7 protein-coding genes and 3 tRNA genes are annotated in these 11845 nt (G+C 62.2%); 4 read left to right on the plus strand and 6 right to left on the minus strand.

Annotated features, from left to right (window positions below):
- Positions 1 to 102: 102 nt before the first annotated feature.
- From BJQ17_RS09210 to BJQ17_RS09220, 3 genes are read left to right on the plus strand one after another with little or no spacing between them, the layout of a single operon-like run.
- Complete coding sequence (locus tag BJQ17_RS09210) at positions 103 to 948, plus strand: DUF6502 family protein (protein WP_003254799.1); 846 nt, start codon at positions 103 to 105, stop codon at positions 946 to 948.
- The gene (locus tag BJQ17_RS09215) at positions 945 to 2636 is read left to right on the plus strand and encodes a DUF5666 domain-containing protein (RefSeq protein ID WP_070095930.1); all 1692 of its coding nucleotides are present in this window, start codon (positions 945 to 947) and stop codon (positions 2634 to 2636) included. The genes BJQ17_RS09210 and BJQ17_RS09215 overlap by 4 nt, the downstream gene beginning before the upstream one ends.
- A gap of 54 nt (positions 2637 to 2690) precedes the next feature.
- Entirely contained in the window at positions 2691 to 3440 is a 750-nt protein-coding gene (locus BJQ17_RS09220) for a hypothetical protein (RefSeq protein WP_012051465.1), read from the plus strand.
- Between the two features lie 71 nt (positions 3441 to 3511).
- Here BJQ17_RS09220 and rimO read toward each other — a convergent pair whose 3' ends face one another.
- Positions 3512 to 4843 carry a 30S ribosomal protein S12 methylthiotransferase RimO gene (gene rimO, locus BJQ17_RS09225; protein WP_070095931.1) on the minus strand — a complete coding sequence of 444 codons (1332 nt, stop codon included), beginning with the start codon at positions 4841 to 4843 and terminating at the stop codon, positions 3512 to 3514.
- Between the two features lie 235 nt (positions 4844 to 5078).
- Between rimO and BJQ17_RS09230 the strand changes: the two genes are divergently transcribed.
- Complete coding sequence (locus BJQ17_RS09230; protein WP_003254794.1) at positions 5079 to 6989, plus strand: potassium transporter Kup; 1911 nt, start codon at positions 5079 to 5081, stop codon at positions 6987 to 6989.
- 49 nt (positions 6990 to 7038) lie between these two features.
- Here the strand turns inward: BJQ17_RS09230 and BJQ17_RS09235 are convergent, their stop codons facing one another.
- From BJQ17_RS09235 to BJQ17_RS09255, 5 genes are all read right to left on the minus strand, one after another.
- Positions 7039 to 8331, minus strand: a complete 1293-nt coding sequence (locus tag BJQ17_RS09235; RefSeq protein ID WP_003254793.1) for a virulence factor family protein — start codon at positions 8329 to 8331, stop codon at positions 7039 to 7041.
- The gene (gene mprF / locus BJQ17_RS09240; protein ID WP_003254792.1) at positions 8331 to 10973 is read right to left on the minus strand and encodes a bifunctional lysylphosphatidylglycerol flippase/synthetase MprF; all 2643 of its coding nucleotides are present in this window, start codon (positions 10971 to 10973) and stop codon (positions 8331 to 8333) included. Before mprF ends, BJQ17_RS09235 begins: the two co-directional genes overlap by 1 nt.
- A gap of 261 nt (positions 10974 to 11234) precedes the next feature.
- Positions 11235 to 11311, minus strand: a tRNA-Met gene (locus tag BJQ17_RS09245).
- A gap of 134 nt (positions 11312 to 11445) precedes the next feature.
- A tRNA-Met gene (locus tag BJQ17_RS09250) sits at positions 11446 to 11522 on the minus strand.
- Between the two features lie 134 nt (positions 11523 to 11656).
- A tRNA-Met gene (locus BJQ17_RS09255) sits at positions 11657 to 11733 on the minus strand.
- Positions 11734 to 11845: the final 112 nt, after the last annotated feature.

Consider the following 11845-nt stretch of genomic DNA (forward strand, 5'->3'; position numbering starts at 1 on the left):
CGCTGACAGCTTTTTCCTCGTCCATGCCGGGATATGATTGCGGTTTGCGTGGGATTAATTCCCGCGTCTTATACTGGGTGCCTCTGTCAAGGAATGCCCTCGATGCAATCGCCTGTCTTACCCCCGTCGATGCTGAGTGCGCTGCGGCGTGTGATGCGCCCGCTGGTGCGCCTGATGCTGCGCAAAGGGGTTACCTACACGATGTTCACCGACCTGCTCAAGGAGGTGTTCGTCGATGTGGCCCATCGCGAGTTTCGCCTGAACGACACCGCGCCAACCGATAGCCGCATCAGCCTGCTTACTGGCGTACATCGTAAAGATGTTCGGCGGCTGCGTAATGAGGGTGACACTGCAATTGCGGCCCTGCCGGATAACATCACGCTAGGTGCACAGTTGGTCAATGTATGGACCAACACCCCACCATTCTGCTCGGCACCCGGCCAGGCGAGGGCGCTTGCGCGGCTAGCCAGTGTGGGTGGCGATTGCTCATTCGACGCCCTGGTCGCCAAGGTCAGCACCGATATCCGCGGCCGGGTGGTGCTGGACGAATGGTTGCGCCTGGGCGTCGTGCGGCTCGATGAGCAGGATTGCGTGCACCTGGAAGCCCATGCATTCGTGCCACAGAAGGGTTTTGATGAAAAGGCTGCGTACTTCGGCCACAACCTGCATGACCATGCCTGTGCGGCGGTGCACAACCTCAGCGGCGAAGGCCCGCCATTTTTTGAGCGTAGCGTGCACTACGATGCCTTGAGCCCGGCCAGCGTCGAGCATTTGCGAGATGTGGTAGCCAAGGATGGCATGCAGACACTACTTGCCTTCAGCCGGCTTGCAGCAGCGTTGGAGAGTGCTGATGAGCCCGGTATCGAACAACGTCAGCGCATCACTGTCGGGCTTTATTTCTACACTGAAGCTACCGATTCCGACCCGTCGAAGACACCCGGCCCATGACTCTTCCTGTGCGCTACCTCAGTGCTGTCATGTTTGCCCTGGTTTTCGGGGGGAACCTGATGGCCCCGGCCGAGGTGGCCGCAGCGCCGGTGTGTGTCAGCCGTGACGAGATGGGTATGGCCGGTGCCGCAGGCCTGCAGTTTCCCGGCGGTATGGGCGGCACCGGTGTACGCAATGAAAATGGCGGCGTCGGTGGCACCGGTGCCCCAGTCCAGCAACGTCCGGGTGGTACAGGCGGCACAGGCGCGGTGGCGGAGGGTGTGGACGGCACCTACTTTGATCAGCGCCACGGTGATGTAGGTGGTACCGGTACGCCGATCCTGCGCCCGGGTGGTACTGGGGGTACAGGCATCGTCGGTACCATCACCGGCTTCGCCTCGATCTGCGTCAATGGCATGGAAGTGCACTATGGCAAGGACGTACCGGTGAGTGAGAACGGTGCGCCTGCCAGCAGTGGTCACCTGGCGATCGGGCAGGTGGTGGCGGTGGAGGCATTCGCCACCCAGCGCGGCCTGCAAGCGGGGCGCATTTCGATCCTCAACGTCTTCGAAGGGCCGTTGACGGCGCTGCCCAATGCCTCGGCCCCACTGCGGGTCATGGGGCAACCCGTGCGGCTGGCCGCTGGCGCGCGGGTAGCTGAAGGGTTGCGCCCGGGTGAGCCCGTGAGGGTCAGCGGCCTGCGCGATGCCCGGGGAGAAGTCGTGGCGACCCGTATCGAACGGGCACCGGGGTTGAGGGAGGCCAGCGCCATCGGCGCGGTTGATCGCACTGGCAGCCTTCAAGGGTTGAAGTTGGGTACCCGTGTGGCGCCTGCTCGTGAGGTGCTGGTGCGCGGCCAGTGGACCGGGCGCCAGCTTGAAGTGGCGCAAACCCGTCCAGACCCGAGCCTGCCTTTTGCTGGTCGTGTCCAGCAGGCGGTGGTTGAAGGGCTGGTACAGCGCACACAAGCTCGGCAGTTGGTGGTTGCAGGTCTCAATGTGACATTGGGGCAGGGCACCGTAATTGTCGGTCGGCAGCCAGCGGCGTTGGCGCTTGATCAGCGTGTGCGGGTGAGCGGGGTGCTCAATGGAACTCACGAGCTGCGGGCAACCCGCGTGGAATTCCAGGACGGCCGTGTCGACAATCCTGACAGAAGCCAGTCGGGGCACGGTGGTGAGCATGACGGAAGCAACTCCGGCGGCTCCAGCAGCGGTCATGGCGCAAGCGATGGGGCCAACGATCGTGATGAAAACAGCGATGATCACAGTGGGCGCAGTGCCGTTGACGGCTCCAGTGACCATGGCAGTGGTGACAAGTCGGGAGAGTCGGTACACCTCGACGCATCGGAGCAATCGACGCGTAGCAACAGTGGAAGCTCCGATCGGGTTGAGAAGGTCGAAGTCGAAAACACCGGAAAGGTCGAAAAAGTAGACAAGGTCGAGAAGCCCGAGAAAGTCGAGAAGGTCGAGAAGGTCGAGAAGGTCGAGAAGGTCGAGAAGGTCGAGAAGGTCGAGAAGGTCGAGAAGGTCGAGAAGGTCGAGAAAGTCGAGAAAGTCGAGAAAGTCGAGAAGCCCGAGAAAGTAGAAAAAGTAGAAAAGCCTGAACGGGTCGAAAAGGTGGAGTTACCAGAGAAAGTTGAAAAGGTGGAGAGGCCGGAAAAGGCAGAGACGGTGGAAAAAGTCGAGCATCCAGAGCGATCCGGGCGTTAGCCAACTAGGCTGGGTAAGTCTGGCCATGCTTCCCGAAAGAGTACTGAGTTGCAAATGAGACCCACGCTCCCTCTGTTCGCCTGTTTGCTCTCGTGCACCTGCGTGTCGGCGCTGGCCGATACCTTCAGTGCCGCCATTGGCATGGATTATTCAAGTGGCGACTATGGTACCGGCACCACTTCGGAAATCTGGTATGTGCCGGTGGTCGGCAAGTATGAGAGCGGCCCCATGACCTACAAGGTTACCGTGCCTTGGTTGCGTATCACCAACCCCGAAGTCGGCCCCAATGGTGACCCCTTGCCCGGTGGTTGCCGAGACGTGGAAAGCGGGTTGGGTGACACGGTTGCCAGCGCCGCCTATGCACTGCTCGATGGTCGTGACGGCGGCCTGATGCTGGACCTGATCGGCAAGGTCAAATTCCCTACCGCTGATGAAGACCAGTGCTTGGGCACCGGCCAGTACGATTACACCACCCAGGTCGACATAGCCAAGGGCTTTGGCCCGGTCACCGGTTTCGCGACGCTGGGTTGGAAGAAGTTCGGTGACCCGCCCGATAGCGACTTCGATGACCCGGTATTTGCCAGTCTCGGCTTTGCCCTGCCGGTGGCGGTCGGTACTTCGGCCGGCGCCTCCTACGATTGGCGGCAGAAAGTGGTCTCGACCGGGGCGCAGATCAAGGAGCTTACCCTGTTCCTCACCCACAAGCTCAACCAGCAGTGGAAAGTCCAACTCTATGCAGTCAAAGGCTTCTCGGATGCCAGCCCGGATGCCGAGGGCGGCCTGATGCTGTTTCACACGTTCTGACAAAAAAGCCCCTGCGCCGGTCATTCCCTATGGAGAACGCCGGGGCAGGGGCTTTGCAGGCTTCAGCCGTTTTAGATGGGTTCAGCCCACATGTCGTACTCGTCGGCATCCACCACACGGCAACGCACTTTGTCGCCTGGCTTGAAACCATGGTCGCCATCGATGAACACGCTGCCATCGATTTCCGGTGCATCGAAGAAGCTGCGGCCAACCGAACCTTGTTCCTCGACTTCGTCGATCAGCACGTCGATTTCCTTGCCGATGCGCAATTGCAGGCGGGCAGCACTGATGGCCTGCTGGTGGGCCATGAAGCGGTCCCAGCGCTCTTGCTTGACGTCGTCCGGTACTTCGGCCAGGCCCAGGTCGTTGGCCGGGGCGCCTTCCACCGGCGAGTACTGGAAGCAGCCCACGCGGTCGAGCTGGGCTTCGGTCAGCCAGTCCAGCAGGTACTGGAAGTCTTCCTCGGTCTCGCCCGGGAAGCCGACGATGAAGGTGGAGCGGATCACCAGCTCAGGGCACTGCTCGCGCCAGTTCTTGATGCGCGCCAGGGTGCGGTCTTCGAAGGCCGGGCGCTTCATCGACTTGAGCACTTTCGGGCTGGCGTGCTGGAACGGGATGTCCAGGTACGGCAGGATCTTGCTGGCAGCCATCAGCGGGATCACGTCGTCAACGTTCGGGTAAGGGTACACATAGTGCAGGCGGACCCAGGCGCCCAGGCTGCTCAGTGCTTCGCACAGCTCGAGCATGCGGGTCTTCACCGGGCGGCCGTTCCAGAAGTCGGTCTTGTACTTGACGTCGACGCCGTAGGCGCTGGTGTCCTGGGAAATCACAAGGATTTCCTTCACCCCGGCCTTGACCAGGCGCTCGGCCTCGCTCAGCACTTCACCCACCGGGCGGCTGACCAGCTTGCCGCGCATCGACGGGATGATGCAGAAGCTGCAGCTGTGGTTGCAGCCTTCGGAGATCTTCAGGTAGGCATAGTGGCGCGGGGTCAGCTTGACGCCCTGTGGCGGCACCAGGTCGATCAGCGGGTTGTGGTCCTGACGCGGCGGCACCACTTCGTGAACGGCGTTGACTACCTGCTCGTACTGCTGCGGGCCAGTGACCGACAGCACGCTTGGGTGCACGTCACGGATGCTGCCTTCTTCGACGCCCATGCAGCCGGTGACGATCACCTTGCCGTTTTCCTTGATGGCTTCGCCGATCACTTCCAGCGATTCGGCCTTGGCGCTGTCGATGAAGCCGCAGGTGTTGACCACCACCACGTCGGCGTCCTCGTAGGTGGGTACGACTTCATAGCCTTCCATGCGCAGCTGGGTCAGGATGCGCTCGGAGTCGACCAGGGCTTTTGGGCAACCCAGGCTTACGAAACCTACCTTGGGGGTGGCGGGCGTGGTGGACATGACTAACCTCGGTATTGAATACAGGTCGCCCGGCCGGAATCGGGGGCGAACTTGACGGGCGCTTTTGGCGCCTCTGATCAAAAAGTGCGCAATTCTAGCGAGCGCAAGGGCGCTTGACCAGCAGAAATACGACGAACGCTGCGCTATGCTTCGCGCCGTTGCGCCGGGGTACCTTCCAGGGCCTGGTGGCAGATTGATTACCAAGGGCCGTGAAGGCCGTTTGCGGGAGTGGTCGATGGTTCAGGCAAGCAGTCACGCTGAGGGCGGGCACGAGGGGAAGCAGGGTGCGTCACGGTCGGTGGGCCTGCTCGTGGCGGCGGTCGGGGTAGTTTATGGCGATATCGGCACCAGCCCGTTGTATACCCTCAAGGAAGTCTTTACCGGCGGCTACGGGGTGTCGGTCAACCATGATGGCGTGCTGGGGATCCTGTCGCTGATCCTTTGGTCGTTGTTGTGGGTGGTGTCATTCAAGTATGTGATGTTCATCTTGCGTGCCGATAACCAGGGGGAGGGCGGCACCATGGCGCTGACCGCTCTGGCGCGGCGGGCCACGGCGGCGTACCCGCGGCTGCGCACACTGATGGTGATCTGTGGCTTGATCGGCGCTTCGCTGTTCTATGGCGACAGTATGATCACCCCGGCGGTGTCGGTGCTGTCGGCGGTGGAGGGCGTGGGCCTGGCCTTCGACGGTATCGACCACTGGGTGGTGCCAATTTCGCTGGTGGTGCTGGTGGCACTGTTCCTGGTACAGCGGCACGGCACCGAGAAGATCGGCAAGCTGTTTGGTCCTATCATGGTTACCTGGTTCCTGGCGCTGGGCGCGCTAGGTGTGCATGGCATCTCGCAGAGCCCGGAAGTACTCAAGGCGTTCAGCCCGGTCTGGGCAGTCAATTTCTTCGTGGTGCACCCTGGCATCGGCGTGGCCATTCTCGGCGCGGTCGTGCTGGCGCTGACGGGGGCCGAGGCGCTGTACGCCGACATGGGGCACTTTGGCCGCAAGCCGATTGCCCGGGCCTGGTTCATCCTGGTGCTCCCGGCGCTGGTGCTCAATTACTTTGGCCAGGGTGCATTGCTGCTGCAAAACCCGGAGGCCGCGCGCAACCCGTTCTACCTGCTGGCGCCGGGCTGGGCGCTGCTGCCCTTGGTCGGGCTGGCCACCATGGCCACGGTTATCGCTTCGCAGGCGGTGATTTCCGGGGCCTTCTCCTTGACACGCCAGGCCATCCAGCTGGGCTATATCCCGCGTATGCACATTCAGCACACTTCAAGCGACGAGCAGGGGCAGATCTACATTGGTGCGGTGAACTGGACGTTGATGGTGGGCGTGGTGTTGCTGGTCATCGGTTTCGAGTCGTCAGGCGCACTGGCGGCTGCCTACGGGGTTGCGGTGACCGGTACCATGCTGATCACCACCGTCCTGGTGTCAGCGGTGATGCTGCTGCTATGGAAGTGGCCGCCGCTGCTCGCAGTGCCGATTCTGGTCGGCTTCCTGCTTGTCGACGGGCTGTTCTTCGCCGCCAACGTGCCGAAAATCGCTCAGGGCGGTGCCTTCCCGGTGTTGGCCGGTGGTGTGCTGTACCTGCTGATGAGCACCTGGAAGCGCGGCAAGCAGATTCTGGTCGAGCGCATCGATGAAGGTGCCCTGCCATTGCCATTGTTCATCAGCAGCATCCGCATTCAGCCACCGCACCGGGTCGAGGGTACGGCGGTGTTTCTGACGGCACGCTCCGATGCCGTGCCGCATGCGCTGTTGCACAACATGTTGCACAACCAGGTGTTGCACAGCCAGGTGGTGCTGCTGACTGTGGTCAGCGAAGACCGGCCGCGGGTACCGGAACATGAGCGTTTCGAGGTGGAAGCCTATGGCGACGGATTCTTCCGTGTGTTGCTGCACTTTGGGTTCATGGATGAGCCGGACGTGCCTGCCGCGTTGAAGCTGTGTCATCTGGATGACCTGGACTTCACGCCAATGCGCACTACCTACTTCCTCAGCCGCGAGACGGTGATCGCGTCACGGCTGGAGGGGATGTCGCGCTGGCGGGGCAACCTGTTCGCGTTCCTGCTGAAAAATGCCAACGGCAACTTGCGCTTCTTCAACCTGCCGTTGAACCGGGTGATCGAACTGGGGACGCAGGTCGAGATCTGAATGGGTTTGCACAGCAAGGGTCCGGGCCGCAGAGCGGCCCTGACCCTTGTCAGTTCTGCTCAGCTACGCTGGTCTTGCCTTGGCGCGTCTCGATCTCGCCAATCAACCGCTTGGCAAGTGCCGGGTAGTTCTCGTCGAAGTGGTGACCACCAGGCAGTTTCAGGCGTTCACCCACTGCCGTCTTTTCCGTGCAACCGCTCTCGTCGGTTTCCTCGACGCCATATACGCACACGACCTTGGACGCTGGCAGCTTGGCCATTTCCGGCCCGGTTGGCGCTTCCTGGCCTTCCTTGCCCAGCCAACCCTCGACCTCGATCTCGAAGCTGCCACTGCGCGCAAAGGCTAGCAGCACCACCGCGTCGATACGCTGCTGGTCCTCGACGGGCAGGCGGTTGTAGATTGCCGGCAGCACGTCGGCGCCGAACGAATAGCCGGTCAATACGAAGCGCTTGGTACCCCACTTCTGCCGGTAGTGATGCATCAGCTCGGAAAGGTCGGCGGCGCTTTGTTCCGGGGTCTTGTGCTGCCAGTAGTAGCGCAGCGTGTCGATGCCCACCACCGGGTAACCCAGCTTGGCCATTTCCCCGGCCACGTCGCGGTCCAGGTCGCGCCAGCCGCCATCACCAGAGAGGAACAAGGTAACCGTGTCTGTGGTTTGCCCGGCCGGCACTTCGACCACCGGGATGGCCAGTGCGTTACCGTCGCGGCCGACCAGGGCTTGGGTCAGTTGCGCCTTGAGCACTTGTGGCAAGTGGATGTCGTAGTCGCTGATGCTGGTTTCGGCGTTGGCCTGGTCGCGCACGAAGGCGGCGCTGGCGTCATCCGGGTTGTCGTTCCAGGCGACGTTCCAGTGGCCATGGGCAGCCGATTTGGGCAGCGGAGCCTGGCAGTCAGGCTGTTCGAGGGTGAAGCCCACGGAAATGGCCCGCGCCTTGTCATCGTTCTGGCTGGCCAGCCAGCGCCAGGCCTGGGTGGCACCGGGACCGATGCCGGCGACCAAGGTCGGTTTTTCCTGCAGTTGGGTCAGCGCCTGGTCCATGGCCTGCTGCTGCTTGCTGCAGTCGCCAGGCGGCAGAATCACCTGCACCAGCTGGGCTTCACCGGCCTGGCTCAGGTCGAGCAGTTGCTTGCCCGTCAGTGCCTGGTCTTGTGGCACGCCGATGGCCACCCGGGCCTTGGGGTGCACGCCAGGGGTAACACGGGTGATGCTGGTGTCATTGATGCTCATTTGCTCCAGGCGCGCCTCGGGGGCCGGGCGCGTCCACAGCCAGAAGGCCAGCCCACCACCCAGGGCGGCCAGCAGCAGGGGAACCAGCAGGTACAGCCAAAAGCGTCGGGTCATCAGCGTTTCACCAATCCAGTCAGGCCGCCTGCAATCAGGGCGGCGGTGTCGGCCAGTGCCACCAGCGGGTCAAGCCCGGCTGGCACGGCCATGTATCGGGGTTCCCAGTCCGGCTGGAACTTGTCCTTGAAGCGTCGAAGCCCCTGGAAGTTGTAAAGCTGTTCACCGCGGCGGAACACCAGCGAACCCAAGCGCTGGGTCAAAGGGGCGCCGCGCCTTGGTTGCAGGCCGGACAGCGGTACCATGCCCAGGCTGAAACGCCCGTAGTCATGGCTTTTGTAGTGCAGGATCAAGCCGATCATCATGAACTCCATGGTCAGCTTTGGCGCTTCGGGGTGCGCACGCATCAGGTCGAGGCTGGCCAGCTCGTTTCCATGGGTTTCCAGCAAGTTGGCGAAGGCTACCGGGCGGCCCTGGAAGCGAATCAGGGCTATGCGGAAGTGCTGCAGGTAGTCTGGGCTGAAGCGCCCCAGGGAGAAGCCTTTCTCGCGCACGTTTTTACCGCCGAGCCAGGCGTCGGAAATTTCCTTCAGCTCAGCCAACGGGGCGTGGCCGGGCTCATGGATCTCCAGGCTCAGGCCATCGCGTCCGCCGCGGTTCCAGGTGTAGCGCAGGTCTTTCATCTCCTTGCCTTTGGCTTCAAGGTCAAAGCGGCGCAAGTCGACCCGGGCTTCTTCACCGAGCTTCAATGCGGTCAGGCCGATGTCCATGTAGAACGGCAGGTTCTCCGCGCGTACCTGGTAGAACACGGGGCGTGCGTGGTGCAGGTCGCACAGGTCGCGGAACTGCCAGATCATCTCGGCGCGTTCCTGGGCCGGGCCTATCGGGTCGTACAGCGCCACCAGGCTGCGGCCGCGCCGGGCGTACATGAGGAACGCGTTACCACGCGGGTGGAACAGCAACGCCTTGTCGCCAGTCAGCGCCAAGCCGCCGTCGGGTTGGTCGGAGGCCTGCAGGATGCGGCTGGCGCGTTGCAGCTCTTCTTCATCGGGCAGGTGGATCACGGGCGGCGCTGTGCGCAGCAGCCACGTCAGTGCCACGGCAGCCAGCAGCAAGGCACTGCCCATGGCGGCGCGCAGGCCCCGTGGCGCGTCGGCATCGAGGGTGAACTGCCACCACAGCTGATGGCTGTAAGGCACATCCTGGTAGGCGAACAGCAGAAGCCACACTGATGCGCCCACCGTACAGGCGCTGGCCACCAGGAAAACCGGCGAGAAGGGCAGCTCCAGCAGTCGGCTGGGGCGATAGAACGAGCGGCGGAACAGCGCGAGCAGGGCGGCGGTAAAGGTCAGCAGGCAAGCCTCTTCCCAGTCAAAGCCCTTCAACAGCGACAGCAGGGCGCCGACCAGCAACAGCACGGTGGTCAGTAGCCAGGCGGCGGACAGGCGCCGGCGTAGGCCTTGGGCCAGCAGCAGGCATAGCACACCGATCAGGCTGGCGCCGAAATGAGAGGCGTCGATCAGCCGGTGTGGCACCAGGAAACCCATATGCTCCAGGCGCGTATCTATCTCGGGCGTGGCACCGGAAAAAAGCAGCACCACGCCGGACAGGAACACCAGAATCGACAGGATCGGTGCGGCCAGACCTGAAGCGGCCTTGATGGCCTGTTGCGCAAATAGCAGGCGTCGGGCTTCATTGGCCAGCAGCAACACGCAGGCCAGCAGCAGTGGCAGCACCACATAGATCAGCCGGTACAGCAGCAAGGCAGCCGCCAGCGGTGCGGCACCGAGCTGGTCGGCAAAGGCCGCCAGCAGGATCGCTTCGAACACCCCGACGCCGCCCGGTACGTGGCTGAGCACGCCCGCGGCCAAGGCCAGCAGGTACACCAGCACGAACGCGCCGAAAGGAGGGGCTTCGGGCAGCAACAGGTAGAGCACGGTGGCCGCCGCCGCCACATCCAGCGCGGTTATCAGCAATTGCAGGGCCGCCAGGCGTGCATCCGGCAGGCGAAGTGTGCGCCGCCCCAGTTGAACGAGCAGGTTATTGGCCGCCGGTTGCTCGGCCAGGCGTCGGCGGTACAAGCCAATTACCAGTAAGGCAGACACCACCAGCACGGCGCTGGCAACAGCTGCCAGCAGGCCGGGCGCCAACCCGAGCGCTGTCGAGGCCGCCGGCAGGTTGCTCAATGTCGCCAAGGCGGCCAGGGGCGGCAGCGCGCAGCCCAGTGACAGGCTGGCAAACACGGTCATGCGTGCGACTTCGCCAGCACCAAGCCCTTGCCGTGCGTACAGGCGATAGCGAACCGAGCCGCCAGAGAGCATCGACAGGCCGATGGCGTTGCCGATGGCAAAGGCGCTGAAGCCGCCCAGTGCCAGGCTGCGTGCTGGCAGTTTCACGCCCGCATAGCGGCTGGCCGACCACTCGTAGCCCAGCAGGATCACAAAGCCGATCACCGTTGCCAGCAAGGCGCCCAGCAATGACTGGGTGGGCACGCTGAGCATGGCATCGTGCAAGGCATAGATGTCCAGCTCGCTCAGCAGGTGGCGGCAGGCAATCAAGGCCATCGTGAACAGTAACAGGGTCACCATCAGGCCTATGGGCTGGCGGTAGCGACTCAGGCGTTCGAGTAGGGGCAGGCGCTGCACAGCACCGGGTAGCGCCGTAGCGAGTGGCACCGGCGGTTCGGGATTGTGCGAAGTCATGAGTTGCCCCGGGCATGCGGCGCGAGGTGAAGGAAAGGTGCGGCCAAGTGAAAGTCCCTTAAGAAAACGTATCCAATGTTACTCCGGCCTCAAGCGTTTGCAGCGGCTTGGCAGGGTTAAAGATAGTTCATCCTGGGCACGACATCTCAAGCCTGCGGGTTGGCATGAGGGGAGGGAAAATCGAGGCGACGAAAATCAGGGAGGTATAAAGCAACAAACCCCGCGCTGCTTTTACACAGGCGGGGTTTGTTCTGACGAATATGGTTGCGGGAGCCGGATTTGAACCGACGACCTTCGGGTTATGAGCCCGACGAGCTACCAGGCTGCTCCATCCCGCGTCAGTGGGGCGGATTCTACAGCGTGTGGTTTGTATGTCAAGCGCTAGGCTTTGATTTTTCGACGTTTTTTCGCAAATGCTTATCAGCAGGCAAAGAAAAAGGCCACTGTGTTAACAGTGGCCTTTTCTTGAATCTGGTTGCGGGAGCCGGATTTGAACCGACGACCTTCGGGTTATGAGCCCGACGAGCTACCAGGCTGCTCCATCCCGCGTCAGTGGGGCGGATTCTACAGCGTGTAGTTTATATGTCAAGCGCTAGGCTTTGATTTTTCGAGGCTTTTTCGGAAAAGCTTTTTAACGGGCAAAGAAAAAGGCCACTGCGTTAACAGTGGCCTTTTCTCGAATCTGGTTGCGGGAGCCGGATTTGAACCGACGACCTTCGGGTTATGAGCCCGACGAGCTACCAGGCTGCTCCATCCCGCGCCTGTGAGATCGAATTCTACGGATTTACGCACTGATGTCAAGCAATTGTTTTGGAAAAACCTTTTTTGTTCAAACCCTTAGCGCTTCATAACAGTGTACAGCTCAGTCACGG

The organism is Pseudomonas sp. NBRC 111139 (assembly GCF_001753955.1).
Classification (GTDB): Bacteria; Pseudomonadota; Gammaproteobacteria; order Pseudomonadales; family Pseudomonadaceae; genus Aquipseudomonas; species Aquipseudomonas alloputida.